At 58.7% G+C, this 25,637-nt stretch carries 21 protein-coding genes; 9 read left to right on the top strand and 12 right to left on the bottom strand.

All coding sequences use genetic code 11. From position 1 onward, the window contains the following. Window positions 1–24: 24 nt before the first annotated feature. Together tssB and G5195_RS08050 are read right to left on the bottom strand one after the other, a co-directional pair. Entirely contained in the window at window positions 25–528 is a 504-nt protein-coding gene (gene tssB, locus G5195_RS08055; protein ID WP_421205362.1) for a type VI secretion system contractile sheath small subunit, read from the bottom strand. A 983-nt stretch (window positions 529–1,511) separates the two neighbouring features. Next, complete coding sequence (locus G5195_RS08050; RefSeq protein ID WP_201906799.1) at window positions 1,512–1,889, bottom strand: hypothetical protein; 378 nt, start codon at window positions 1,887–1,889, stop codon at window positions 1,512–1,514. Window positions 1,890–2,531: 642 nt separating this feature from the next. Between G5195_RS08050 and G5195_RS08045 the strand changes: the two genes are divergently transcribed. Next, window positions 2,532–4,217, top strand: a complete 1,686-nt coding sequence (locus G5195_RS08045) for a P-loop ATPase, Sll1717 family (protein ID WP_421236012.1) — start codon at window positions 2,532–2,534, stop codon at window positions 4,215–4,217. Window positions 4,218–4,374: 157 nt separating this feature from the next. Here G5195_RS08045 and thrC read toward each other — a convergent pair whose 3' ends face one another. The 4 genes from thrC to G5195_RS08025 form a co-directional block, all read right to left on the bottom strand. After that, the gene (gene thrC / locus G5195_RS08040) at window positions 4,375–5,649 is read right to left on the bottom strand and encodes a threonine synthase (RefSeq protein ID WP_421236011.1); all 1,275 of its coding nucleotides are present in this window, start codon (window positions 5,647–5,649) and stop codon (window positions 4,375–4,377) included. Next, a complete protein-coding gene (gene thrB / locus G5195_RS08035) occupies window positions 5,646–6,641 on the bottom strand; it encodes a homoserine kinase (RefSeq protein ID WP_421236010.1) in 996 nt (331 codons plus the stop codon). Before thrB ends, thrC begins: the two co-directional genes overlap by 4 nt. A 2-nt stretch (window positions 6,642–6,643) precedes the next feature. After that, complete coding sequence (thrA, locus tag G5195_RS08030; RefSeq protein WP_421236009.1) at window positions 6,644–9,103, bottom strand: bifunctional aspartate kinase/homoserine dehydrogenase I; 2,460 nt, start codon at window positions 9,101–9,103, stop codon at window positions 6,644–6,646. Window positions 9,104–9,353: 250 nt separating this feature from the next. Beyond that, window positions 9,354–10,061, bottom strand: a complete 708-nt coding sequence (locus tag G5195_RS08025; protein WP_421221375.1) for a tRNA/rRNA methyltransferase — start codon at window positions 10,059–10,061, stop codon at window positions 9,354–9,356. Between the two features lie 206 nt (window positions 10,062–10,267). Between G5195_RS08025 and aceK the strand changes: the two genes are divergently transcribed. Continuing rightward, complete coding sequence (gene aceK, locus G5195_RS08020) at window positions 10,268–11,995, top strand: bifunctional isocitrate dehydrogenase kinase/phosphatase (RefSeq protein WP_236358004.1); 1,728 nt, start codon at window positions 10,268–10,270, stop codon at window positions 11,993–11,995. Between the two features lie 78 nt (window positions 11,996–12,073). Here aceK and tesB read toward each other — a convergent pair whose 3' ends face one another. Beyond that, window positions 12,074–12,940, bottom strand: coding sequence for an acyl-CoA thioesterase II (tesB, locus tag G5195_RS08015; RefSeq protein ID WP_019445657.1), 867 nt, complete (start codon window positions 12,938–12,940; stop codon window positions 12,074–12,076). 190 nt (window positions 12,941–13,130) lie between these two features. On the opposite strand from tesB, the gene G5195_RS08010 reads away from it, so the two are divergent. Then, window positions 13,131–13,859, top strand: a complete 729-nt coding sequence (locus G5195_RS08010) for a transporter substrate-binding domain-containing protein (RefSeq protein WP_247822358.1) — start codon at window positions 13,131–13,133, stop codon at window positions 13,857–13,859. A gap of 154 nt (window positions 13,860–14,013) precedes the next feature. On the opposite strand, the gene rluB is transcribed toward G5195_RS08010, so the two are convergent. The 5 genes from rluB to rnm all read right to left on the bottom strand — a co-directional run bounded on the left by rluB (window position 14,014) and on the right by rnm (window position 18,098). After that, the gene (gene rluB, locus G5195_RS08005) at window positions 14,014–14,937 is read right to left on the bottom strand and encodes a 23S rRNA pseudouridine(2605) synthase RluB (protein ID WP_005347347.1); all 924 of its coding nucleotides are present in this window, start codon (window positions 14,935–14,937) and stop codon (window positions 14,014–14,016) included. Between the two features lie 134 nt (window positions 14,938–15,071). Next, window positions 15,072–15,644, bottom strand: a complete 573-nt coding sequence (gene scpB / locus G5195_RS08000; RefSeq protein ID WP_005350230.1) for an SMC-Scp complex subunit ScpB — start codon at window positions 15,642–15,644, stop codon at window positions 15,072–15,074. Continuing rightward, the gene (locus tag G5195_RS07995) at window positions 15,628–16,497 is read right to left on the bottom strand and encodes a segregation and condensation protein A (protein WP_421236008.1); all 870 of its coding nucleotides are present in this window, start codon (window positions 16,495–16,497) and stop codon (window positions 15,628–15,630) included. The genes scpB and G5195_RS07995 overlap by 17 nt, the downstream gene beginning before the upstream one ends. Continuing rightward, entirely contained in the window at window positions 16,490–17,110 is a 621-nt protein-coding gene (locus G5195_RS07990; protein WP_005338129.1) for an L-threonylcarbamoyladenylate synthase, read from the bottom strand. Before G5195_RS07990 ends, G5195_RS07995 begins: the two co-directional genes overlap by 8 nt. 106 nt (window positions 17,111–17,216) lie before the next feature. Continuing rightward, window positions 17,217–18,098, bottom strand: a complete 882-nt coding sequence (rnm, locus tag G5195_RS07985) for an RNase RNM (protein ID WP_421236007.1) — start codon at window positions 18,096–18,098, stop codon at window positions 17,217–17,219. A 436-nt stretch (window positions 18,099–18,534) separates the two neighbouring features. Between rnm and G5195_RS07980 the strand changes: the two genes are divergently transcribed. From G5195_RS07980 to trpA, 6 genes are read left to right on the top strand one after another with little or no spacing between them, the layout of a single operon-like run. Next, window positions 18,535–20,166, top strand: coding sequence for an anthranilate synthase component 1 (locus G5195_RS07980; RefSeq protein WP_421236006.1), 1,632 nt, complete (start codon window positions 18,535–18,537; stop codon window positions 20,164–20,166). After that, on the top strand, window positions 20,163–20,780 hold the full coding sequence (locus G5195_RS07975) for an aminodeoxychorismate/anthranilate synthase component II (protein ID WP_013723977.1): 618 nt from the start codon (window positions 20,163–20,165) through the stop codon (window positions 20,778–20,780). Before G5195_RS07980 ends, G5195_RS07975 begins: the two co-directional genes overlap by 4 nt. Before the next feature lie 15 nt (window positions 20,781–20,795). Further along, window positions 20,796–21,824 carry an anthranilate phosphoribosyltransferase gene (gene trpD, locus G5195_RS07970; protein ID WP_159158454.1) on the top strand — a complete coding sequence of 343 codons (1,029 nt, stop codon included), beginning with the start codon at window positions 20,796–20,798 and terminating at the stop codon, window positions 21,822–21,824. Beyond that, a complete protein-coding gene (trpCF, locus tag G5195_RS07965; protein ID WP_421236005.1) occupies window positions 21,824–23,332 on the top strand; it encodes a bifunctional indole-3-glycerol-phosphate synthase TrpC/phosphoribosylanthranilate isomerase TrpF in 1,509 nt (502 codons plus the stop codon). Before trpD ends, trpCF begins: the two co-directional genes overlap by 1 nt. Before the next feature lie 47 nt (window positions 23,333–23,379). Beyond that, window positions 23,380–24,573, top strand: a complete 1,194-nt coding sequence (gene trpB, locus G5195_RS07960) for a tryptophan synthase subunit beta (RefSeq protein ID WP_106552996.1) — start codon at window positions 23,380–23,382, stop codon at window positions 24,571–24,573. Further along, window positions 24,570–25,376 carry a tryptophan synthase subunit alpha gene (trpA, locus tag G5195_RS07955; RefSeq protein ID WP_005350211.1) on the top strand — a complete coding sequence of 269 codons (807 nt, stop codon included), beginning with the start codon at window positions 24,570–24,572 and terminating at the stop codon, window positions 25,374–25,376. Before trpB ends, trpA begins: the two co-directional genes overlap by 4 nt. Window positions 25,377–25,637 lie beyond the last annotated feature (261 nt).

Raw genomic sequence — 25,637 nt, 5'->3', positions numbered from 1 at the left:
CGTTCAGTCAATACAACCCGCCGATCACTCGACTGGCTTGATCAAATCCAGCTCTTTGAGCAGTTGCTCACGAGCCTCATCACTGGACAGCAGATCCTGCAAACGATTGCGGAAAGCAGGGATATTGCCGAGCGGCCCCTTCAGGGCAACCAGCGCCTCACGCAGCTCCAGCAGCTTGCGCAGTTCGGGCACTTGCTGGGCCACGTTGTCAGGGGTGAAATCTTCCAGAGACTGGATTTTGATTGACACCGGCAGCTCGTCCTGGCTGTTCTCTTCCAGACGATTTGGAACGGTGAAGTTCAGTTCCAATGCCGATTCTTTCATGACAGATGAGAAATTATTCTTGTCGATGGAGACAGTCTGACGCTCCTCGATGGGGGTATCTTCGGTGCGTCCTTTCATGTTGCCGACCACCATCATGGTCAGGGGAAGTTCTACTTCTCCCTGTTGACCACCAGTCGACGGTACATACTTGATATTTATACGCTCTTTGGGCGCGACAGTAGCGCCATCAATTCCTTTTCCCATGCTCTAGTACCCGATTTTGAGGTTTTATCAAGAAGGGCAGAGCTTATAGCCAATAGTACTAGCAACAACTGTAATAAATTACAGTTGAAGCAAATCCGATATTAAAAAGGGATAATCCAGAGTAATAACTTTAATGTTTGACGACATATCAATAAGCCGCCACAGCACGACCCGCACGGCCCCCCCCCTCTCAAGGCTATATTTATTTCTTTTGAGACCGGTAAAGCACACGCGTTACTCCGCATCATCAAAAACAAAACAAAAAAAAACAAATAAAATCAATGACATGGCGATTTTCAATAAAGATTTTCAGCGCCAGAAGCTTTAGTGGTGCCTTGTCAGGTACATTATCGTTCTCGGCACATTCATATACGACAAATTCTGACATATATGAATCAAGAGTATGTGACCCTGGTAGATGGCATGGTCTTGAACAAAATTGTAACCGGAAATTACAGCCTCATAATCAGAATAATCTAACATGAAACAAGAGGCCAAAAATGGCAGAGACAGATAAGTAAAAATTACGCTATTAACAAACAGTAATTAGCGTTACATCCCTTATTTAATATATCTGAGAGCAAGCCACAACACCGTCACCACAGATGACATCAGTCAATGTGAGCACTCCCTGCTAACGCTGGAGTCAAGCTGGATTGGCTGTGAAAATCAGCCCAAGCACCCTCGTCTGTTTTGACGCTGCCCCCGGTGAGCAGAGGCAGAGGAATGTCACCATCATTCACCAAGCGCATGGTATGGCACCGGGAATAAATATGAGCCTTGACCAGAGAACCGATCCGTTCGCTCAAGCCACCAGAGCAGGGCTCCCTCACCGGGGAGATGGGACGTAATGAGAGGCACAACCAGATCCCGCTCTTTGCTACATAGAGAAGTGCACATAACTCCACAAGAGGTGTCGTTCAGTGCGCCAAAAAGCACGGGGGCCTGATGGCCCCCGCAAACACACCGGATGAGAAAATGCCTTACTTGGCGGCGCTATCCTTCACGCACTTCTGGATAAAGCTGTTCTTGGCCGCGCCAGCCAGCTTCTTGTCGGCCGCCGCCTTCTCGCACTTGGCCGCCGGATCCATCGCCGCGCCCGTTTTCACGCACTTCTGGATAAAGCTGTTCTTGGCCGCACCGGCCAGCTTCTTGTCGGCGGCCGCCTTCTCGCACTCGCCGGTCGCGGCGCCAGCGGCATCTTTCACGCACTTGCCGACAAAGCTGGTCTTGGCGGCGCCGTTAAGCTTTTTGGCCGCGGCTTGCGCCTCGCACTGCAACTGGGCTGTGTCGTTGGCAAAGACAGGATTGGCCAGCAGCACGCTGCCGCAGAGCAGGCCGAACAGGATGGTACGCTTCATGGGAGATATCCTCTCTATCTGGTGATGTGTTTGCATGGTCATATTTGCATGACGATGTGTTGCAAATGGCTGTGATTGCAACAGCTGATTGTTGCCGCAGCTCCCCCGCCTCGCCAGCTTGGGAGCGGAGCAGAGGGCAACCATCGCCCGCACTATAGCGCTAATTGGCAGAGCGGGATTTCCCCCGCCAGCCCTTCCTCAGCGGCAAGCCTGCCACTCTCTTCCCCACCACACCCATTAACCCCAATAAAATCAAGGGCCATGGGAACCCAGCCTCCGGTCACTGTCTTTTATTGAGCCAGCGCAAAAAATCAGTCATTACTGACACTTACGTCACTTTTTGACTGGTGAGCACAGATTCGATTGGCTTAACATAGCCATCCGGTGCCTATTGCTGCGATGGGTTGCCGCCCTCGCTGGTTATGGAGCATTTTGGAAGCTGTAATCCACGGGCGGTAGCGTTGGCTTTGGTGGGCTAACTCCTTGCTGAAAAATTTGGGCGTCCCAGATTAACTACCAATGAGCGATAACTTTCGATTTGAACATTAGTGATCACTTTGTTCAGCCACGATATATTAATTATCTTTTATTCAAAGTGAACATATTAAAGTGGAATTATATAAATTAATTTAAGGATAAAAAATGAAAACTAGCGGTAATTGGAAGACCCTATCAGAACTCAAAGAGCCATTCAATGATGCGGTAAATTATAAGAGCAAAGATGAAAAACAATTTTTCTCTGGCATTTTTTTAAAAACCAACGAACTACAGAGATGCCTATCTCCTTCAACATATTACTTGATGGGAGAAAAAGGTACGGGCAAAACCGCTTACGCAGTATTTTTGGAAAATAACAATATCGGTGACAACTTATGTCAACTGACCACAATGACAGAAACACAATACAAACGTTTCATAGCCTTAAAAAGGGAGGGGAAAATTGCCTTTAGTGACTATGCTAACATTTGGCGTTCAATTTTACTTCTTATCACTAGCCAAATGATAATTCATAGGTCGAAAAATATTTTTACAACAGTCACGAGAAAATTCAGCCATATTGAAAAGGCCATTGAGAAATGGAATAAGGATGCTTTGAATCCTGAAATAGAGTCAGCATTTGAGTTGCTTAATAGTACTGACATCTCAGCAAATATCACGGCAAAAGATTTTGGTGATGCAGGAGTAAAATCTCAGACTCAAACTGCCGAAAAAACTGTTAAAATTAAGCATCATCTATTAGAAACAGAAAGATTATTAAAAGATGCGATAAAAAGTCTAAAACTATCCAAAAACCACATACTGTTTATTGATGGTATTGATTACAGACCTGAAGGCGTATCTTATACTGAGTATATAGAATGTATAAAAGGATTATCTGAGGCAGCATGGCAATTAAACTCTGAATTTTTCAATTCAATAAAGGACTCTAAAGGCCGCTTGAAAATAATGTTATTAATCAGGCCTGATGTATTTCACAAGTTAAATCTATATAACTCTAACTCGAGGCTACAAGACAATTGTGTCTTTTTAAATTGGTCCACAACAGAAAAAGATTTTGAAAAATCTAAACTTTTCGAAGCAAGCGGAAAATTTTTCTCCAATCAACAGAGGTTCCCAGTACATCCACATGAAGCATGGATACACTACCACAATGGGAGTGTTGAAGGGAGCTCGGCATTTCGAAAACTATTGAAGAGCTCATTTCAAAAGCCACGTGACATTCTTACCTATATCAAAATCATCAGGCGACATTACTTAGAAACAGGTAAAGGTGAAAGCGCTTTTATCGGTAAAAATGCGCTTTCAGACCCTAGTGTAAATAGAGAGTATGCAGACTATTTACTTGGTGAGGTAAGGAACTATGCTTCATTTTACATGAAACTATCAGACTTTGGCATATATATAAAATTCTTCCAATATCTAGATGGGAAAGCGAATTTCACAGCTAAAGAATTCTCTTTGGCTTTTGATAAATTTAAAGCATGGGCATCTGGCGAAACAGTCTACGCAAAAGAATTTTTACATGACCCAGAAACGCTTTTACAATTTTTTTATGATGTTAATATTATTGGATACAAAGAAAAACTAATTTCAAACGGGGATAGTTTTTACCATTGGGCTTATAAAGAAAGAACCCTAAACAACATATCACCCAAAATAAAGGATGCTGCACAACTAATTTTAAATCCTAGCATTGCAAAAGCTTTAGATATAGGAAAGGAAACCAAGACATATACAGAGGAAGTAAAACCCAAAAGTAGGAAGAAGAAACCCAATAATAGATGGCGGCGAACTAGAGGTAACTCACAACCGACCATGGCTGAGTGAGATAAATCATACACATTTCAATCCCAAGGTGCCCAGATGGGCTGGCCTGCGCCAGCAGGAAACCAAATGTTGGTCGCCATATTTTGCCCAATGCAAAAATAAAAATCCCCCATTACAGGGGGATTTTAATTTCTATCGATAATCTCACCGAGGCAGTTCAAGCCAACAGAAAGGCCCTTAACCGGGCAAACTCCGCAGGCAAATTAACAGAGAGCAGCGGCAGCTCGGCATGCTTGGCGAGCGGGCCGGGCAGCGGTACATCGAGATGCAGGATCTCGTCCACCGACTCCTTGAACTTGGCGGGATGGGCGGTGCACAGGAACACCCCCACTTCGTCCTCGGCCAGCTGTTCCCCCAGCAGATCCCAGGCAATGGCGCCGTGGGGTTCACAGAGGTAATCCAGCTGGTGCAGCCGTTTCAGCGCATCGCGGGTTTGGGCATCGTCACGCATACCTGACCCCAGGGTCTCCAGCGCCCAGCCCTTGCGACGGCACAGCTCTTCTACCCGCGGCCAGTTGTTGGGGCGGCTCACATCCATGGCGTTCGACAGAGTGGCCACTGTCTGGTGCGGCTCCCACTGACCGGTTTTCAGGTAGCGCGGCACGGTATCGTTGGCGTTGGTGGCGGCGATAAAGCGCTTCACCGGCAGCCCCAGCGCCTTGGCGATCAGCCCCGCGGTGAGGTTGCCAAAGTTGCCGGACGGCACGCTGATCACCGCCTTGGCGCGATCGGCCTTGGGCAACTGGGCCACCGCCTCGAAGTAGTAACAAACCTGCGCCAGCAGACGGCTGATATTGATGGAGTTGGCGGAGTTGAGGCCAATGGCCTTTTTCAGTGCCTCGTCGTCAAAGGCCTGTTTTACCAGCGCCTGACAGGCATCGAAGTCGCCGTCGATGGCGATGGTGCGGATATTGCCGCCGAGGGTGCAGAAGAGCTTCTCCTGCAAGGGGCTGATCTTGCCCTTGGGATAGAGGATCACCACCTCGATCCCCTCCAGCCCGTAGAAGGCGTGGGCCACGGCGGCGCCGGTGTCGCCGGAGGTGGCGGTGAGGATAGTAATCTTGTCGTTGGTTCTGAACGCCGCGAGGCAGTGGGCCATAAAGCGGCCGCCGAAGTCCTTGAACGCCAGGGTCGGGCCGTGGAACAGCTCGAGGGCATAGGTGCCATCTTTGAGTTTCACCAGCGGCGCCGGGAAGGTGAAGGCGGCATTGATCAGCTCGCTCACCTTGGCGGCGGGCACTTCGTCCCCCAGCAGGTGGCTCAGGATGCGGGCGGAGCGTTCGGCCAGCGGCAGATCGAGCAGGGCATCCACATCGGCGAGCGGTTCGAGTTGTTCGGGGAAGAAGAGCCCCTGTTCGCGACCCAAGCCCTGACGCACCGCCTGCGCGAAGCTCACCTGTTCGCTGTTGTCCTTGATGTTGTAGAGATTCATAGCTCGCTTCCTGTTACCCGTGCCCCGGCCATGTCCAGTTTGCAGACCCGGGCAAATCCATCTTCGTTCTGCACGAAATGTGCTTCCATCCAATCCTTCATCCGCTCGGCCTGCGCCAGCTCCTTCATCACCACAAACACGGTGGGGCCGGAGCCGGAGATGCCGGTGGCCAGCGCCCCGTTCTGGGCCGCCTGCGCCCGCACCTCGGCAAAGCCTTCGATCAGCGCCGCGCGGTAGGGCTCGGCAATCACGTCTTTCAAGACGCTCGCGGCCAGCGGCTCCTGCCCGGTGTAGCTGGCGTGAACAAAGGCAGCCAGGCGGCGGCCATAGGTGAGGCAATCCTGACGGCGATATTGGGCCGGCAGAATGGCGCGGGCGGCGGCGGTGGAGACCACAGTGCCCGGGTAGCAGACCACCCAGTACCACTCGTCAAACACCGGAATGCCCTGGCTGATAACCCCCGCCTCCTCCACCACCAGCTGCATGCCGCCGAGATAACAGGGGGCCACGTTGTCGTAGTGGACGGAGCCGGAGATGCGCCCCTCCATCTCCCCCATCAGCAGCAGCAGGGCGTGCTCGTCGAGAGGCTCGCCGTGAAAGGCGTTGAGCCCCTCCAGCGCCGCCACCACGCTGCAGGCGCTGGACCCCAGACCCGAGCCCACCGGCAGGTTCTTCTCCAGCACCATCTCGAGCGGCTTGAGACCGAGGCCGCGCTTCTCCAGCGCCTCGCCATAGGCCACCCAACAGTCGAACAGGATATTCTTTTTCGGATCGTCCGGCAGCTTGTGGGCGTAGCGGCCCACTGCGGAGAGGGCGAACGGCACGTCAGCCCCTTTCACCTGCACCCGATCGCCGAGCAGAGAGCCATCCACGGGGGCGAGCGCCGCCCCCAGTACATCGAATCCCACGCTCAGGTTGGCGCTGGAGGCGGGCGCGTAGGCGACTACGCTGCCACCTTCAGTCATATAAGAGGGGTACATGTCTGAACTCATGCTTATAGCTCCTGCTTCCAGTTCTGGGTGCGCAGCACGTCGGCAAAGACGCCCGCCGCAGTCACTTCGGTACCGGCGCCATAGCCGCGCAGCACCAGCGGGATCGGCTGGTAGTAGGTGGAGAAGAAGGCGAGCGCGTTCTCCCCGTCTTTGACCTTGAACAGCGGCTCGTCGCCACCGACCGCCTTGATGGCGACCTTGCACTTGCCACCCTCGATGGAACCTACATAGCGCAGCACCTTGCCTTCACGCTGGGCCGCGGCGAACTGGTCGCGGAACCAGCCGTCAGCTTCGGGCAGACGGGCCATAAAGGCTTCCACGTCGCCGCTCACATCAAAGCCGGGTGGCAGCGCCTGCTCGACTTCCACATCGGAGAGCTCCAGCGCCATGCCGGCTTCGCGAGCCAGAATGAGCAGCTTGCGCGCCACATCCATGCCGTTGAGATCGTCGCGGGGATCCGGCTCGGTAAAGCCGTTGCCGCGGGCGATCTTGGTCGCCTCGGAGAAGGCCATCCCCTCGTCCAGCTTGCCGAAGATAAAGGAGAGGGAGCCGGAGAGAATGCCGTCGAAGGCGCGCAGCTTGTCACCGGCCTTGATAAGGTTCTGCAGGTTCTCGATAACCGGCAGACCGGCGCCGACGTTGGTCTCGTACAGGAACTTGCGGCGAGTCTGGCGGGCAGTGCGGCGCAGCGCCTTGTAGTAATCGAGCGAACCGGTGTTGGCCTTCTTGTTCGGGGTAACCACATGGAAACCGGCGGCGAGGAAGTCGGCATACTGGACGGCCACCGCCTCGGAGGAGGTGCAGTCGACGATCACCGGGTTGATGATGTGGCTATCTTCCACCAGCTTTTTCACCCCTTCCAGCGAGAAGCTGTCACGGGCTTCCGCCAACTGTTCACGCCAGTTGGCAAGATTCAGGCCATCCTTGTTGACCGCCATCTGGCGGCTGTTGGCGATGCCGACCACGCGAAGGCCAGTGCCCTGCTCGGCCAGTACCGGTTGCTGGCGGGCAATCTGATCCACCAGCGCGGCACCGACGCCACCGACCCCGACCACAAAGAGATCGATAAACTGCTGGCTGCCAAAGAAGTTCTGGTGGCACGCCTTGATCGCTTCCGCCACCTTGCGATCCCGCACCACCGCCGAGATGGAGCGCTCGCTGGAGCCCTGCGCGATAGCGACGATATTGATGGAGGCTTGTGCCAGCGAGGTGAAGAAGCGGGCCGCCATCCCCTTGCTGGTGCGCATGCCGTCACCGATCAGGGAGATGATCGCCAGATCGCTGATGATATCCAGCGGTTCCAGCAGCTGGTTTTTGAACTCCAGCTCGAACTCGCGCTCCAGCACCTTGCGAGTCTTCTCGCTGTCGTAGCTGTGGATACAGAAGCTGACGCTGTACTCGGAAGATGACTGGGTGATCAGCACGATACTGACCCCGGCGCGGGAGACGGCTGAGAAGATGCGACCGGCCATGCCGACCATCCCCTTCATGCCGGGACCAGAGACGTTGAACATGCACATGCCGGAGAGATCCGAGATGGCCTTCACTTTCAGGTCATCGTCGCCGCTCTCGGGGCCGATCAGGGTGCCCGGCCCCTGCGGGTTGAAGCTGTTCTTGATGAGGCAGGGAATATGGAACTGGGCCACCGGCGCGATGGTTTTCGGGTGCAACACCTTGGCACCGAAGTAGGAGAGCTCCATCGCCTCCTTGTAGGAGAGGGTTTTCAGCAGATAGGCATCCGGCACCAGACGGGGGTCGCAGCTGTAGCAGCCCTCGACGTCAGTCCAGATCTCGCAGCACTCGGCATCGACGCAGGCGGCCAATACGGCTGCGGAGTAGTCGGAACCGTTGCGACCCAGCAGCACTGTCTCGCCCTTGTCGCTGCCGCCGGTAAAGCCCGGCATCAGGTAGAGGCAATCGCTACGCAGCCCCTTGGAGGCAAAGCGCAGGCGGGAGGCTTCGATATCGACATGGGCTTCCAGATAACCGCCGTCGGTAACCAGCAGCTCTTCCGGTACGATCAGCTCCAGATCCAGACCGCGCACCCGCAGCAGCTCGTGCATAAAGGCGATGGAGAGGTTCTCGCCACGGCTCAGAATGCGCGCCTGCACGTTGTCCGGGCAGAGGCCCAGCAGACGGATGCCCTGCATCAGGCGCTCCACCTGATCCAGCTCGGCGGTGAGGCGGGCCAGCAGCGCCTTGTCATCGAGCGCCGGATAGGCCGCCTTCAACCCGGCCAGCAGGCGGGAGAATATGCCGTTCACTTCAAACAGGGTGGAACTGGCATCCATGCCGCGACTGGTCTGTTCCACCAGCGCCACCAGATGATTGGTCACCTTGGCAGGTGCAGAGAGCACCAGGGCTACCTGAGATTGGCCGTGGGTGTTGACCGCAATATCGGCCACCCGTAAAAAACGTTCTGCATCGGCCAGTGAAGACCCGCCAAATTTCAACACTCTCATCGCTTTCTCTCCCTGTAAATCTATGAAATTCAATCTAAAAACCAATCCAACAAAAAGGCCCGTACTGGGTGGGTACGGGCCTTTTTTGATTTCTGTGCTTGTTCGTCAGCGCATCAACCGGCCCCAGTGCCACCTGTGGTGGTACCGGTAATAATGGTGGTGGTGATGACGTTGGTGAATAACTGCATGACGAACACTCGTTGACGAAGCTGGCTTTTAGCAATACCGCGGCGGGCGATGGGCTGTCAACTTAAACCTCTTTGCCAAGTTTGCGGGCAAGGTCCTTGCAGAGCAGGTGGAGCATGTTCAAATCCCGTTGCGGCAGCATGGGCACCCGGTCCATCACCCATTGATGCAGTTTTTCATCCTGCGAAACTCCGAGTTCACCCAGCAATTCTGCTGTTTTGCTTTTCAGCACCCGAACCTGCCCGGCGTTATCAAAATTTTCTGCTACCGCAGCGGCGCCGTCGGCGTTCAGCTCATCCATCAACTGACTCATCTCGTAGGCGTAGAGCATGATCGCCTGCCCCAGATTGAGGGAGGGGTAGCTCACCTTGAGGGGCAGATAGCTGATGAGATCGACCTCGGCCAGCTGCTCGTTGGAGAGCCCCGACTCCTCGCAGCCAAAGACGATGGCGACCTTGCCGAGGGAAGGCTTGCTGCGGATCTGCTCGCGGATCTCCCCCGGGGTGAGGTAGTGCTGGTAGCGACCGCGCTCACGGGCGGTGGTGGCGATCACCAGATCCATGTCGGCCAGCGCCTCGGGCAGGGTATCGAACGCTTCGGCCTGAGTCAGGATCTCCTGGGCGCCGTGGGCCACCCAGCTCGCTTCATCCTCTTCGTGTACCCGGCTCGCCACCAGTCGCATGGCATCAAAGCCCATGGTTTTCATGGCGCGGGCGGCGGCGCCGACGTTGGCGGGGCGGGCTGGTGCCACCAGGACAAAATAGAGCTTCATCGGGTTTCCTCACAGGCCGGACGGCCTCTCAAACAGACAGCAAACAGTCGCTAAACCATCACCAAAACAGGGGCGCAATCTACCGTTTATCCCCGAAAATTGCCACTTGAACAGACGTTTGAATGTTGCGATAGTGGCCTGACGTGTGAACAAATTACACCCAATCCTTCGCGCTATCGGCCCGACAGATCACAAGGAAGAGAGAGATGCAGCAGCCATTGGAACAGGCCGTCGCCGAGACTATCTTGCAACGCTTCGAGTCGTTTTACAGCCGGTTTCTCGAGATAACCCAGGGCAGCAAGAGCCGCTTCGAGAACAGTGACTGGCTGGGGGTGCAGCTCGCCGGGCGCGAGCGAATTCGCCTCTATGACCACCATGTGGGGGCCACCGCCAGCTCCATCCGCCAGATGATGGGGGAGCACCACGCCACCCAGGAGCTGCTCAAGCGGGTCAAAAGCGCCTTCAGCGATCTACTGCCCCGTTGTGACAACTTCGAGGTGGCGGAGTCCTTCTTCAACTCCGTCTATCGCCGGATCTTTCGCCATCGCAATATCCGCGACGAGAACCTCTATATCCACCCCTTTGTCAGCCGTGGCGAAAAACCGGACCTGAGCGCCCTGCTGCGGATCTATCGCACCGATCTGGCCCATCTGCCGCAGACCTTGAGCCAGCTTTTGGGGGATTACAGCTTCACCCTCCCCTACGAGGACAAGCAGCGGGATATTGTCGACATCCACCGCCATCTTGCGGAGAACGGCCCGCAAATCCTCCATGACGAGCCGTTTGCCATCGAGCTCCTCAAAGAGGTGTTCTACCGCAACAAAGGGGCCTATCTGGTGGGGCTGATCCGGGCCCGGGATCAGGTGTTCCCCTTTATCCTGCCCCTGCTCAGCACCGGCCACAGCATCTATGTGGATACAGTTATCTTCGAGCCGGACCTCGCCTCCATCGTGTTTGGTTTCGCCCGCGCCTATTTCATGGTCTATGCCCGCGAACCGGCGCTGTTTGTCGCCTTCCTGCGCCAGATCATGCCCCACAAGCCCGATTACGAGATCTACAACGCCATTGGCTGCCAAAAACATGGCAAGACCGAGCTCTATCGCCACTACCGTCACCATCTGGCCCAGAGTCGGGATCAGTTCATCATCGCTCCCGGCATCAAGGGGATGGTGATGAGCGTGTTCACCCTCCCCTCCTACGATGTGGTGTTCAAGGTGATAAAAGACGAGTTCACCCCGCCCAAGGATGTGAGCCACGAGCAGGTGAAGGCAAAATACCGGCTGGTTAAACAGCACGACCGGGTTGGCCGGATGGCCGATACCCAGGAGTTCACCAACTTCGAGTTTCCGCTGGATCGCATCTCGCCCGAACTCCTTGCCGAGCTCAAGGCGGTGGCACCGTCAGCCCTCACCATCAGCGACGACAAGCTGGTGATCAAGCACCTCTACACCGAGCGCAAGATGATCCCGCTCAACCTCTATCTGGACAAGGCGGACGAGCAGCAGACCCGGCTCGCGCTGGAGGAGTACGGCAACGCCATCAAGCAGCTGGCGGCGGCCAACATCTTCCCGGGGGACATGCTGTTCAAGAACTTTGGCGTCACCCGTCACGGCCGGGTGGTCTTCTACGACTACGACGAGATCTGCTACATGACGGAGTGCAACTTCCGCCAGATCCCGCCGCCGCGCTACCCCGAGGATGAGTGGAGCGCCGAGCCCTGGTACTCAGTGGCCCCCAACGACATCTTCCCCGAGGAGTTCGCCACCTTCCTGCTGCAAAAGCCGCAGGTGCGTGAGATCATGTTGCAGCTGCACAAGGAGATGTTCGACGCCAACTACTGGAAGATGCTGCAGAGCAATATCAAGGTGGGGGTGTTCGAGGATGTCTATCCCTACCGGCGCAAGAAGCGCTTCAAGTACCAGCGCGGCGGCTGATCCCGCAGCGCCCGCGCACATCGCAGCAACGAAAACGGGGTGGCCCAAGCCACCCCGTTTTGCTATCCGCTTTGCCCCTTAACTGCCGCGACGACGGATCACCCCCTCCTGCATGGTGCTCGCCACCAGCATGCCGTCACGGGTGAAGAACTGGCCGCGCACCAGACCGCGACCGCTGCTGGCGCTCGGGCTGTCTACCACGTAGAGCAGCCAGTCGTCGAAGCGGAAATCCCGGTGGAACCACATGGAGTGATCAATGGTGGCCACCTGCATATCCGGCTCCCAGTAGGACACCCCGTGCGGCTGCAGCGAGGTGAGCAGGAAGTTGAAGTCGGAGGCGTAGGCCAGCAGGTATTTGTGCACCCGCAGATCGTCCGGCATCTGGCCGTTGGCCTTGAACCAGACGTGGCGCACCGGGTCCTGCACCGTCGGCCGAATAGGGTCGACCAGCGTCACCGGACGCATCTCGATGGGCTGCTCGCAGAGGATCTTGTCGCGCAGGGAGGCCGGGATCAGGTTCTCGTAGGGGCGCACCAGCTCCAGCTCGCTCTTGAGCTCCTCCGGCGGGGTGATGCCGGTGGGCATCTGCGCCTGATGCTCGAAGCCATCGGCCGGCACCTGAAACGAGGCGTTGAGATAGAAGATGGGCTTGCCGCCCTGAATCGCCTTGACTCGGCGGGTGGAGACGGTCTGGCCGTCACGGATATTCTCCACGTCATAGACGATGGGACGGGTCACATCCCCCGGACGCAGGAAGTAGGAGTGAAAACTGTGAACCTGACGGCCGGTCTCGACCGTCTGCTTGGCGGCTGACAAGGCCTGCCCCATTACCTGTCCGCCAAACACGGCCCGCAGACCGAGATCCTGGCTCTGGCCCCGAAACAGGCCCTCCTCGATTTTTTCCAGCGCCAGCAACGCCAGCAGCTCATCAAGTACCTTGCTCATCGTTCACTCCTCTATCAGAGCCGCACAGGCTAACAAGCTCACCGGAGCAGAGCAACCGCCACAACCCCTTCCGCCCGCCAAAGGGAACTTCAAGGGCCATACGCCGCAACCAACAGCATTTATCGAGTCTGTTTTTTCCCTGCCAGAACCGCTACGCTGTCAGCAATCGATAGAGGTGAGGTCACCCGCCATGCACATCCGTTATCCGGTCACGCCCTCTGCCACTTATCGCCTCCGCTCGTCCCTTCGCTTTCTTGCCACCCTGTTTGCTCTCTCGCTGCTCCCGGCCGCCACGGTGCAGAGCGCGGTGATTATCACCGGCGAATTGCCCCCCTACTCTTCAGCGATGCTGGCCAATGGCGGCGAGCTGGCAAGCAAGGTGCTCACCACTCTCAAAGCGGCAGGCCACCCGGATCTGAGGGTCTCCTACCAGCCCTGGCCGAGAGGACTTAAAAACATCGAGCTGGGCAACGCTATCGCCGCCTTCCCCTTTACCTGGACCAACGAGCGCAGCAACACCCTGTTGTTCAGTACCCCCATCGCCTTTGATATCCAGTCCTGGTACACCACGCCCGACAAGAAGGGACTGGAATCCCCGCCCTGGCAGCAGAAAACCGCCTGCGTGCCCAAGGGGTGGTTCTCCGATGCTATCGAGCGGGTGACCATCGAGCAGAAGCTGATCGTCAGAACCACCAACCGCCTCAACCAGTGTGTCGAACTGCTGAAAAAGGGCAAAGTCGATCTGGTGCCCATCAACGACACCTCGAAAAAGAACCTCTCGGAGGAGGACAACGCCGCCCTCTACCGCCTCTCGCTGTTTCGCCAGAACGTCACCTTCTATCTGGTCACCGCCCGCAATGAAGAGGGAGAGATGTTTATCCGCGACTTCAACAAAGAGTGGATGACACCGGCCAACTGAGGAGTGTGAGAGCAATCATTGCCATATGACCGGAGCCAGCCGGCAGCTGGAGGTCACCCGCTAGAGATAAAAAAGCCCGCACCTGTTGGTGCGGGCCTTTGCTTGGCCGACTGCGCGCTCTTTGACGGCACACAGTTCGCAACGGGTTGTCAGCTTACTTGCTGCCGGTACCGGAGTTGCGGGTAGAGGCTTGCGGCTTGCGACGGGCGGTGGTGGCGCGAGCGCGCGGCTCTTTGCCCTGCATCTCTTTGTGACGCTGCACGGCGCGACGGATCTGGGCTGCCTGCTTGTGACGGCTGGTTTTGCCATCCTGCTGCAGGTCGACCTTGGATTCGGTCTCCGGCGGCAGGTTGACCAGACCGCGCAGGTAGTTCACTTCCGGCAGTTTCAGCTCTTGCCAGCCGCCGCGCGGGATGCCACGGTCCAGCTTGACGTCACCGTAGCGGATACGCATCAGGCGGCTCACCTGCACTTCCTGGGATTCCCACAGGCGGCGCACTTCACGGTTGCGTCCTTCGGTCAGGGTGACGTTGAACCACTGGTTCAGACCCTCACCGCCAGCCGGTTTGATCTTGTTGAACTTGGCGGTGCCATCTTCCAGCTGCACGCCCTTGCGCAGACGCTGCAGCATGGCTTCGGTGATTTCGCCAAAGACACGTACCGCGTATTCCCGCTCCACTTCGTGGCTCGGGTGCATCAGACGGTTGGCCAGCTCACCATCGGTGGTGAACAGCAGCAGACCTGAGGTGTTGACGTCGAGGCGGCCGACCGCGATCCAGCGGGCACCTTCCATCTTGGGCAGACGATCAAACACGGTGGGACGACCTTCCGGATCGTGACGGGTACACATCTCCCCTTCCGGCTTGTGGTAAGCCAGTACGCGGCAGATCACTTCCTCTGCGGCACGGGTCTTGACCTGGTGACCATCCACCCGGATCACGGCGTTCACTTCGACGCGATCCCCCAGTGTGGCGACCTTGCCATCCACACTGACCCGACCTGCGGTGATCAGGGCCTCCATCTCACGACGGGAGCCGTGACCCGCGCGGGCCAACACTTTTTGCAGTTTTTCACTCATCGGGGTTACCTGATTGTTGATCGCTGCCCACTGGTAAAAGGGGCAACGGGGTTAACTGTAACAAACGCCGGTTGGAGCTCTCGCCACAGTTGAAAAATGTATATCTCGGTGAAATCGGCACACTTGGGCACCATTCACCGGGCATCGCTCTCCCCGTCCACCGCAGAGGGCAACAGGGGTTGCAGTTCCGGATCCAGCTCGGGGAGCTGCTCCAGACTCTGCAGATTAAAGTAATCCAGAAACTCTCTGGTGGTGGCGAGCAGCTCGGGGCGACCCGCCACCTCTTTGTGGCCTATGCTGCGCACCCAGCCACGCTCTTTCAGGGTATTCACTATCTGGCTCGACACCGCCACCCCGCGGATCGCTTCGATCTCGGCCCGGGTGATGGGTTGGCGATAGGCGATCAGGGTCAGCGTCTCCATCACGGCGCGCGAATAGCGCGGCGCCCGCTCGCTCCAGAGCCGCGAGAGCTCTTCGGCATACTCCTGACGCGCCTGAAAGCGCCAGCCGGAGGCGACCTCTTTGAGCTCGACGCCTCGCGAGCTGTAATCTTGCCTGATCTCGGCCAACAGCAGCTGAACATAACGACTGGTCACCGGATAATCGGCCAGCACGCTGCTTTTCAGCTCGCTGACATTGAGCGGACGACCGGCCACAAACAGCGCCGCTTCGATCAGAGTCTTGAGTCGTTCAGTGGGCAGCGCCACGGTTGCCCTCCTCGCTCTGCTCGGCCAATGCGAAATGGATTGGGCCCAGCGGTTCTGCCTGCAGGATCCAGATCAGTTGCTCCTTGCACAGCTCCAGCAGGGCCAGAAACGTCACCAGTACCCCCATGCGCCCCTCTTCGGCGCGCAGCACCTGCTCCAAGCGCAGGGTCTGCCCCAGCGTGAGCATGGAGAGGATCTCCGCCATGCGCACCCTGGTCGGGATCTGTTCGCGGCGGATCTGGTGATGTTCGAAATGAGTCGCGCGTTTTACCACACTTTGCATGTAAAGGGCGAGCTCAACCAGCGAAACATCGGGCGCCAGTGGCTTGAGGGCGCCAAAATCGGGGGGCAAGGCGGCTGCGATATAAATCTCCCGCTCCACCCGAGGCAGCTCATTGACCTTCTCCGCCCCTACCTTGTAGCGCTCGTACTCCTGCAGGCGGCGGATCAGGGTCACCCGCGGGTCTTCTCCCTCCTCTTCATCCTCCAGCTCCGGCGCCTTGGGCAGCAGCAGGCGGGATTTGATCTCCGCCAGCCAGGCCGCCATCAGCAGATATTCGGCTGCCAGCTCAAGGTTGAGCCCCTGCATCAGCTCCACGTACTCCATGTACTGGGCGGTGATCTGCAGGATCGGCAGGTTGAGGATATCGAGCTGCTGGCGCCGGATAAGGTAGAGCAGCAGATCGAGCGGCCCCTCGAAGGTATCGAGGAACACCTCCAGCGCATCGGGCGGGATGAACAGGTCCTGGGGCAGCTCGTGATAGGGCTGCCCCAGGACTTTCGCGATGGGTAGTGCGGCGCCAGTCCCCGTTTCGGCGGAAGGGACTGTCACCGGTTCAGCGACATCACTCAAACGGGGTCGGGTCTCCGGCGCCGCGACGACGCAATACCGGCTCGTCGTCAGAGAAATCGACCACTGTGGTGGGCTGCTCGCCCAGATAGCCGCCGTTGACCACCAGATCGATCTGCTTGCCCAGCTTGTCGAAGATCTCTTCCGGGTCGAACTCGGCCATCTCGGAGTCCGGCAGGATCAATGTGGTGGAGAGCAGCGGCTCGCCGAGGGCTTCCAAGAGCGCTTGGGCAATCTTGTTGTCCGGCACCCGGATACCGATGCTCTTCTTCTTCTCGTTCATCAGGCGGCGAGGCACCTCTTTGGTCGCCTTGAAGATGAAGGTGTAGGCGCCCGGGGTGTTGTTCTTGATCAGGCGAAACGCGCTGTTGTCGACCTTGGCGTAGGTGGAGATCTCGGAGAGATCGCGGCACACCAGGGTGAAGTCGTGGTTGGCATCGAGGCGACGGATGCGGCAGATGCGCTCCAGCGCGCCCTTGTCACCCATTTGGCAACCCAGCGCATAACCGGAGTCGGTCGGATAGACGATGACGCCGCCGTTCTGGATGATCTGTACCGCCTGACCGATCAGACGGGCCTGGGGGTTTTCAGGATGTACGTAAAAATGCTGACTCATAGCTTGTTCTCGCAATGGGGGCAGCAATACCTGCCCGCTCGTATGGTCACGGGTCAAAGACCCATGACACTACCTTAACCTGTTTGTGGCCGCTTCGCTGGCGCCGTTACCGGCTCGCCAGCAGCTCGGCATGCTGTTCGGTGGTGAGCCCAAAGTGACCGGGATAGGCCAACCAGACGGGCATTCCCTCTTTGGGCAGCCAGAGGTGGCGGCCCAGCTCGGTCCAGTTGGAGGGGAAGTGAAAATCCGATCCCACCGAGATATAGAGGTCGTGCTCCTTGGCCCACTGGCCCAGATTGGCCCGCTCCTGCGGGCTCTGCTGGGGCAATGAGACCTCCATGGCATCGCCACCGGCCGCCTTGAAGGCCACCAGCAGCCGCTTGATCCACTTGGCGGTGAGATCGTAACGGCTGGGGTGGGCCAGCACAGCCAGCCCACCAGCGGCGTGAATGGCGGTGATGGCTTCACTCATCTCGGGCCACTCGGCCGGGGCATACCCTTTATTGCCACGGCTCAGGTACTTTTTGAATACCTTCTGCATGTTGTCGGCCACCCCGCGTGCCACCAGCACCCGGGCAAAGTGGGCACGGGTCACGGCGGCGTCACCGGCGAGCGCCTTGGCCTCTTCATAGGTGCTGGGGATGAGGCACTTCTCCAGACGACGCCCGATTTCCAGCGCACGCGCCTCACGACGTGCCAGCTGACCGGCCAGAAAGTCGGTCAGCTGCGGATTTTTTTCATCCACCCCCAGCGCCACTATATGGATCTCGTGATGCTCCCAGCCGGTGGAGATCTCGACCCCGCTCACCAGTCGCAGCGGCAGTTGCTCGGCTTCGATGGTGCGGCGTACCTCATCAAGCCCGGCAAGGGTATCGTGGTCAGTAACTGCTAACACCTCGACCTGTTTCTCGGCGGCGCGGCGCACCAGTTCGGCTGGGCTCAGCACCCCGTCGGAGGCAGTGGTATGGCAGTGAAGATCGAATCTCATCAGGTTATTCCGCTCTCGTGGTCAGGTCACCATTCATGGCAAATCGGTGAAAGAAGGCTAAAAAGCGACTTGACTTGGCCGCGGCTTTATCGTTTTCTGTAGGCACTTCATTGCAAACATCTTTTTACAGGACTTTATCATGCAAACGACTTCCATCCTGACCATCTGGTGGTGGCACACTCCCTGACATGCGGGCGTGTGGTCGTTGCTGTACCTGTAATCTGACAGCAAATTAAGAACCCAAAGAAAAAGCCCGCTGACCCCAGCGGGCTTTTTTATTATCCGGCAAATGGACCTGTGATGAAACCGAGAATTCAGACAAGCAAGCTGACCTGGCGATGGCGCCCCTGAACCAGCCACCCCGGACCAATTAAATTTTCAAGGAATTCAACGTCATGAACATCGGTAACACGCATCACACGCAAGGGAACGCACTATGACAGCCACACATCGCCTTCCTCTGGGTGAATTCGATACCCTCAAACTCAACGCCCCCTATGTGGCCGACCCGCTGGCGCTCTATACCCGCCTCTGTCAGGGTCGCCCCAACAACCTGCTGCTGGAATCGGTGGAGATCGACTCCAAGGCGGGTAAACAGAGCCTGTTGCTGGTGGATGCCTGCCTGCGCATCGAGTGCCGTAGTCGCACCGTGCGGGTTCGCAGCCTGAACGACAACGGCGCCCAGTTGCAAAGCCTGCTGACCGAGCGGCTGCCTGCGGTGGTGGCTCGCTCGCTGGTAGATGGCGAATTGCAACTCGACTTCCCGGCCTCCGATCGGGAGCTGGACGAAGATTCCCGCCTCAAGGGGAGCAGCGTGCTGGACGTGCTGCGCACCCTGCAGCGGGAGCTTGATTGCCAGCTCGGCAAAGAAGCGCTCTTTATGGCAGGCAGCTTTGCCTACGACCTCATCGCCTCATTTGAAGATCTGCCTGAAGTGCCGGAGGGGAGCAACAGCTGCCCCGACTACTGCTTCTACGTGGCCGAAACCCTGATCACCATCGACCATATCGAACGCACCACTCAACTGCTGGCCTGTATCTTTGGCGGCGATAGCGACGAGAGCCAGGTGGAAGACAGATACACCCGCCTGACCGAACGGCTCACCGACTTCAAACAGATTTGCCAGCAACCCCTCTGCGCCGAGCTGACCACCCAGCCCCTGACAGGTGGCATGAGCGTGGACAAGAGCGACAAGCAGTTCTGCGCCGAGGTGGAGAAGCTCAAGGGCTTTATCCGCCGTGGCGACATCTTCCAGGTGGTGCCATCCCGCTGCTTCTCCCTGCCCTGCCCGAGCCCCCTGGCCGCCTATCGCCGCCTCAAGCAGACCAACCCCAGCCCCTACATGTTTTACGTGCAGGATGAGGGCTTCACCCTGTTTGGCGCCTCCCCCGAGAGCGCGGTGAAATTCTGCGCCGCCAGCCGCGATGTGGAGATGTACCCCATCGCCGGTACCCGCCGCCGCGGTTTCAACCCCGATGGCAGCATCAACCGGGATCTCGACGGCCGTATCGAGCTGGAGCTGCGTCAGGATGAGAAAGAGGTGGCCGAACACCTGATGCTGGTGGATCTGGGCCGCAACGACATCGCTCGCATTTCGGAGCCGGGTACCCGCTACGTCAAGGAGCTGCTGAAAGTGGATCGCTACAGCCACGTGATGCATCTGGTCTCCAAGGTGGTCGGCACCCTGCGCGCCGACCTTGACGCCCTGCACGCCTATCAGGCCTGCATGAACATGGGCACCCTCACCGGCGCCCCCAAGATCCGCGCCAGCGAGCTTATTCGCATGGTGGAAGGCAAGCGCCGCGGCAGCTACGGCGGCGCGGTCGGCTACATCAACGGTGCCGGCGAGATGGATACCTGCATCGTCATCCGCTCCGCCTTTGTGAAAGATGGCGTGGCCCACGTACAGGCCGGTGCCGGGGTGGTCTATGACTCCAAGCCCCAGGCCGAAGCGGACGAGACCCGCGCCAAGGCGGCCGCCGTGCTGGCCGCCATCGCTGCCAGCCATGGCACCTCTCTGCAAGCCCTGAGCGCCCAGCAGGAGCAACATAAGGACGTGAGCCAATGAGTACCGGATCAACAGCCACTAACATCTTCCTGCTCGACAACTTCGACTCCTTTACCTACAACCTCGTCGACCAGTTCCGCTCCCTCGGTTATCCGGTGCGGATCTACCGCAACAGCCTGCCGGCCAGCCGCATCATGAGCGAGATCGCCGCCTGCGAAGGGGACGCCGTGCTGGTGCTCTCGCCGGGGCCGGGCGCCCCCCACGAGGCGGGCTGCCTGATTGATCTGATCAAGCTGGCCCGTGGCCAGGTGCCCATCCTCGGTATCTGCCTCGGTCATCAGGCCCTGTGCGAAGCCTACGGCGGCACCGTCGGCGCGGCGGGTGAAATCGTCCACGGCAAGCGTTCGCTGATTGAGCACAACGGCCACGGCGCCTTCGCCGGCCTGCCGAGCCCGCTGCCGGTGGCCCGCTACCACTCGCTGGTCGCCACCTATGTACCGGAAGAGCTGACGGTGATTGCCCACTATCAGGGGATGCCCATGGCCATCGAGCAGCAGGATGAGCGGGTACTGGGCTTCCAGTTCCACCCGGAATCCATCATGACCTCGGAAGGGGCCCGTCTGCTGACTCAGGCGCTCGCCCATATCACCCGTCCAGAAAGCAGCGTGCGTTAAGGTAAGGAGACCAACATGCATCAACATCTCAACACCCTCTATCAGGGTCAGTCTCTGAGCCGTGAAAGTACCCGTGACGCCTTCGGCCAAGTGGTACGTGGCGAAGTGGACCCCATCGTGCTCGCAAGCCTGCTGACTGCCCTCAAAATCAAGGGGGAGACCCCGGAGGAGATCGCTGGCGCCGCCGAGGCGCTCTTGGCCGAAGCGCGCGACTTCCCGCGTCCGGATTACGAGTTTTGCGACATCGTCGGCACCGGTGGCGATGGCCTCAACACCATCAACGTCTCCACCACCTCGGCGCTGGTCGCCGCCGCCTGCGGCCTGAAAGTGGCCAAGCACGGCAACCGCTCGGTTTCGAGCAAGTCGGGTTCGAGCGATCTGCTGGACAAAATGGGCATCAAGCTCGACATGAGCCCGGCGCAGGCGCGCCGCTGCCTCGATGAGCTCGGCATCTGCTTCCTGTTCGCCCCCCAGTACCACGCCGGGGTGCGCCACGCCATGCCGGTGCGTCAGGCCCTCAAGACCCGCACTCTGTTCAACGTGCTGGGGCCGCTTATCAACCCCGCTCGTCCCACCTATCAGCTGATGGGGGTCTATGCCCCCGAGCTGGTGCGTCCCATCGCAGAAACCCTGCTGGCACTGGGGCTGAAAACCGGTATGGTGGTTCACGGCGCCGGGCTCGACGAGATTGCCATCCACGGCCCGACCCAGGTGGCCCAGATCCGTGACGGCGAGATCCGCGAATTTCTGCTCACCCCGGCTGACTTTGGCCTCGAGACCTACCCGGTCAGTGCCATTCAGGGTGGTGAGCCTGAAGAGAACCGCGCCATCACCGCCGCCATTCTGGAAGGGCGTGGCACCCCGGCCCACAACGCCGCCATTGCCGCCAATGTGGCGCCGCTGCTGCTGATGGCGGGCAAGGCGACCGATCTCAAGAGCGCGGCGGCCGAGGTGCTGGCGGTGCTGGCGAGCGGCAAGGCTGCTGAGCTCGCCGCCCGGCTCGCCACTTTAAGCCATCAGGAAGCGGGTCATCAGGAGGCATGATGTCAGCCACCACATTGCACAGCAGTCATTCAGAACGCCCGCAGGGCAAGAGCCAGTTTCGCAAGGATAACGAGATGTCAGACCTTATTGCCCCCCATGCTTTTCTGAACATGGCCTCCATCAGCCAGACCATTCTCGGCAAAATCGTGGCGGCCAAGCAGGAGTGGGTCGCCGCCCGCAAGCTGGCCCAGCCGCTGGAGAGCTTCCAGAGCGCGCTGACCCCCAGCGATCGGGATTTCGTAGGCGCCCTCAAGGCGGGCTCCACCCGCTTTATTCTGGAGTGCAAGAAGGCTTCCCCCTCCAAGGGCTTGATCCGCGATGACTTCAGCCCGGAGGCCATCGCCGACATCTATGGCAAATACGCCACCGCCATCTCTGTGCTGACCGACGAGAAGTTCTTTCAGGGGGATTTTGCCTTTTTGCCGCGGGTGCGCAGCCGCGTCAGCCAGCCGGTGCTCTGCAAGGATTTCATGATTGACCCCTATCAGGTCTATCTGGCCCGCCACTATCAGGCGGACGCCATCCTCTTGATGCTCTCGGTACTCACCGACGAGGGCTATCGCGCCCTGTTCGCGGTGGCCAAGGAGCTGGGTCTTGGCGTACTCACCGAGGTGAGCAACGAGGAGGAGCTGACCCGCGCCATCGCGTTGGGGGCGCCGGTCATTGGCATCAACAACCGGGATCTGCGCGATTTGAGCGTCGATCTCAACCGCACCAAACAGCTGGCCAAAGATATTCCGAGCGATCGGGTGGTGATCAGCGAGTCCGGCATCAATCACCGCGCTCAGGTAGCGGATCTGCGCCACCACGCCAAGGGCTTTCTGGTGGGCTCGTCATTGATGGCCGAGCCGGATCTGGAAGCCGCAGTGCGCAAGCTGGTACTGGGCCAGAACAAGGTGTGCGGCCTGACCCGCGCCGAGGATGCCGCCGCAGCCCATCAGGCGGGTGCGGTATTTGGGGGTCTTATCTTTGTGGCGAAAAGCCCGCGCTATGTAGACATCCCCGCCGCCCGCGCCGTGATGGCGGGCGCACCGCTCTCCTACGTCGGGGTATTTCGCAACGCCCAGCCCGCCACCATCGCCAAGACGGTGGATGCGCTGGGACTCGCCGCCGTGCAACTGCACGGGGATGAAGATGCCGCCTATATCGAGGAACTGCGTCCGCTGCTGCCCGCTGGCTGCCAGATCTGGAAGGCCGTAGGCGTCTCTCTTGGCAAGGAAAGCGGCGAGCCGCTGCCCGACCTCGACTCCCCGGCGGATCGCCTGCTGCTGGATACGAAAGTCGGCAGCCAGAGCGGTGGCACCGGTCAGGCGTTCGACTGGGCCCTGCTGGCCACGCTCGACAAGAGCAAACTGATGCTGGCGGGCGGCCTCAATCCCGACAACGCCCTGCAGGCGGCACAAGTGGGCTGCCTCGGCCTTGATTTCAACTCAGGGGTGGAGAGTGCCCCGGGCCAGAAGGATGCGCACAAGATAGCAGCCGCCTTCGACGCACTGCGCAACCTGTAACGCAACCCTTTTTGATGTTTCGATTTAGCTAATACAAGGAAGAAGCCATGACCCTGCTCAACCCGTTTTTTGGTGAATTTGGCGGTATGTATGTACCCCAGATCCTTATCCCGGCCCTGCTCCAGCTGGAGAAAGCCTTCGTCGATGCCAAGGATGACCCGGCCTTTATCGCCGAGTTTCAGTCCCTGCTGACCGAGTATGCCGGTCGCCCGACCCCGCTCACCCTCACCCGCAATCTGACCAAGGGCACCAAGACCCGACTCTATCTGAAGCGTGAAGATCTGCTGCACGGCGGCGCCCACAAGACCAACCAGGTGCTGGGTCAGGCACTGCTGGCCAAGCGGATGGGCAAGAGCGAGATCATCGCCGAGACCGGTGCCGGTCAGCACGGTGTGGCCACTGCGCTGGCCTGCGCCCTGCTCGGCCTCAAGTGCCGGGTCTATATGGGCGCCAAGGATTGCGAGCGCCAGAAACCGAACGTATTTCGCATGAAGCTGATGGGCGCCACCGTTATTCCGGTGCACTCAGGCTCGTCCACCCTGAAAGATGCCTGCAACGAGGCGCTGCGCGACTGGGCTGCCAACTACGAGTCGGCCCACTACCTGCTCGGCACCGCCGCCGGCCCGCACCCCTTCCCCACTATCGTGCGGGAGTTCCAGAAGATGATCGGCGAAGAGGCCAAGGCCCAGTGTTTCGAGAAGGAGGAGCGACTGCCCGACGCGGTGATCGCCTGCGTCGGCGGTGGGTCGAACGCCATCGGCATGTTTGCCGACTTTATCGATGAGCCGTCGGTGCGCCTCATCGGCGTCGAGCCCGGTGGTCACGGTATCGAAAGCGGCGAGCACGGTGCGCCGCTCGGTCACGGCAGCAAGGGGGTCTTCTTTGGCATGCACTCCTATCTGATGCAGGACACTCAGGGCCAGATCCAGGAGTCCTACTCCGTTTCGGCGGGGCTCGATTTCCCCTCCGTCGGCCCGCAGCACGCCCATCTGGCCGCCATCGGCCGCGCCGAGTACCCCTCGGTGACCGACAAGGAGGCGCTGGACGCCTTCCAAGAGCTGGCCAAATCCGAAGGCATCATACCGGCGCTGGAGTCCTCCCACGCGCTGGCCCACGCCCTCAAGATGGCCCGCAGTGAACCGGAAAAAGAGCAGGTGCTCATCGTCAACCTCTCCGGCCGTGGCGACAAAGATATCTTCACCGTTGCCGACATTTTCGAGAAAGAAGGAACCTTGTCATGAACCGTTACGCACAACTCTTCTCCCGTCTGGACGAGGCCAATCAGGGCGCCTTTGTGCCGTTCGTGATGCTGGGTGACCCCACTCCTGAACTCTCGCTGGCCATCGTCGATGCGCTGGTCGCAGGGGGCGCCGATGCCCTTGAGCTCGGCATTCCCTTCTCCGATCCGGTGGCGGATGGCCCCACCATTCAGGGCGCCGCCCTGCGCGCCTTTGCCAGCCACACCACCCCGGACGACTGCTTCGAGCTGCTTGGCCGCATCCGCGCCAAGTACCCGCAGCTGCCCATTGGCCTGCTGGTCTACGCCAATCTGGTCTATGTGCGCAAAATTGACGGCTTCTACGAGAAGTGCCAGCAGGCTGGCGTGGACTCCGTGCTGGTGGCCGACGTACCGGTGCAGATGTGCGCCCCCTACAAGGCGGCCGCCGACAAGTTCGGCATCGACAGCATCTTTATCGCCCCGCCCAATGGCGATGCCGAGACCCTGAAACAGGTGGCGGAGCTTGGCAATGGCTACACCTATCTGGTGAGCCGCGCCGGCGTCACCGGAGCCGAGACCAAGGCCGGCATGCCGGTGGAAGGTCTCATCAATACCCTGCGCGAGTTCAACGCCCCCCCCGCCCTGCTCGGCTTTGGCATCAGCGAACCGGCTCAGGTGCGTGAAGCGATCGCCGCTGGCGCCGCCGGTGCCATCTCCGGCTCCGCCGTGGTGAAGATCATCGAGACCCACCACCAGAATCCGGAGCATATGCTGACCCGTCTGAAAGAGTTTGTGGAAGGGATGAAGGCGGCGACCAATCGATAAGGGGCGGCATGGGTCAAATGCCATTAGCCGTGAGTGATCCGGCTGCGTATCTACATTACGCATAGCAGCCATCGTTGCATCACAGCATCAAAGGGAGCCTGACCGGCTCCCTTTCTTTTTATCTCGCTTGTACCCGCTAACAGCTCCCGACATGTTGCTCCCATCTCCCTCGTTGATCCCCTCGCCCTGTAGTGGTCTAATCATCCCGGACACCATTTTAGGTGGTACAGTCGCCACCATGACCTGAGGTGTTCAATGACA

The organism is Aeromonas sp. 601039 (genome assembly GCF_049174415.1).
Taxonomy (GTDB): domain Bacteria; phylum Pseudomonadota; class Gammaproteobacteria; order Enterobacterales; family Aeromonadaceae; genus Aeromonas; species Aeromonas veronii_A.
The sequence above is the reverse complement of the archived record's forward strand: the minus strand, read 5'-3'. Positions and strand labels throughout refer to the sequence as shown.

Excerpts from the sequence above, each read along its gene's own strand:
- aceK (WP_236358004.1), top strand. The coding sequence starts at position 10,268 with ATGCAGCAGCCATTGGAACAGGCCGTCGCCGAGACTATCTTGCAACGC.
- thrA (WP_421236009.1), bottom strand. The coding sequence starts at position 9,103 with ATGAGAGTGTTGAAATTTGGCGGGTCTTCACTGGCCGATGCAGAACGT.
- G5195_RS08025 (WP_421221375.1), bottom strand. The coding sequence starts at position 10,061 with ATGAAGCTCTATTTTGTCCTGGTGGCACCAGCCCGCCCCGCCAACGTC.
- thrC (WP_421236011.1), bottom strand. The coding sequence starts at position 5,649 with ATGAATCTCTACAACATCAAGGACAACAGCGAACAGGTGAGCTTCGCG.
- trpD (WP_159158454.1), top strand. The coding sequence starts at position 20,796 with ATGCATCAACATCTCAACACCCTCTATCAGGGTCAGTCTCTGAGCCGT.
- G5195_RS08050 (WP_201906799.1), bottom strand. The coding sequence starts at position 1,889 with ATGAAGCGTACCATCCTGTTCGGCCTGCTCTGCGGCAGCGTGCTGCTG.
- trpB (WP_106552996.1), top strand. The coding sequence starts at position 23,380 with ATGACCCTGCTCAACCCGTTTTTTGGTGAATTTGGCGGTATGTATGTA.
- rluB (WP_005347347.1), bottom strand. The coding sequence starts at position 14,937 with ATGAGTGAAAAACTGCAAAAAGTGTTGGCCCGCGCGGGTCACGGCTCC.
- G5195_RS07975 (WP_013723977.1), top strand. The coding sequence starts at position 20,163 with ATGAGTACCGGATCAACAGCCACTAACATCTTCCTGCTCGACAACTTC.
- G5195_RS07990 (WP_005338129.1), bottom strand. The coding sequence starts at position 17,110 with ATGAGTCAGCATTTTTACGTACATCCTGAAAACCCCCAGGCCCGTCTG.
- G5195_RS07980 (WP_421236006.1), top strand. The coding sequence starts at position 18,535 with ATGACAGCCACACATCGCCTTCCTCTGGGTGAATTCGATACCCTCAAA.
- rnm (WP_421236007.1), bottom strand. The coding sequence starts at position 18,098 with ATGAGATTCGATCTTCACTGCCATACCACTGCCTCCGACGGGGTGCTG.
- trpCF (WP_421236005.1), top strand. The coding sequence starts at position 21,824 with ATGTCAGCCACCACATTGCACAGCAGTCATTCAGAACGCCCGCAGGGC.
- G5195_RS08045 (WP_421236012.1), top strand. The coding sequence starts at position 2,532 with ATGAAAACTAGCGGTAATTGGAAGACCCTATCAGAACTCAAAGAGCCA.
- G5195_RS08010 (WP_247822358.1), top strand. The coding sequence starts at position 13,131 with ATGCACATCCGTTATCCGGTCACGCCCTCTGCCACTTATCGCCTCCGC.
- thrB (WP_421236010.1), bottom strand. The coding sequence starts at position 6,641 with ATGAGTTCAGACATGTACCCCTCTTATATGACTGAAGGTGGCAGCGTA.
- trpA (WP_005350211.1), top strand. The coding sequence starts at position 24,570 with ATGAACCGTTACGCACAACTCTTCTCCCGTCTGGACGAGGCCAATCAG.
- tesB (WP_019445657.1), bottom strand. The coding sequence starts at position 12,940 with ATGAGCAAGGTACTTGATGAGCTGCTGGCGTTGCTGGCGCTGGAAAAA.
- tssB (WP_421205362.1), bottom strand. The coding sequence starts at position 528 with ATGGGAAAAGGAATTGATGGCGCTACTGTCGCGCCCAAAGAGCGTATA.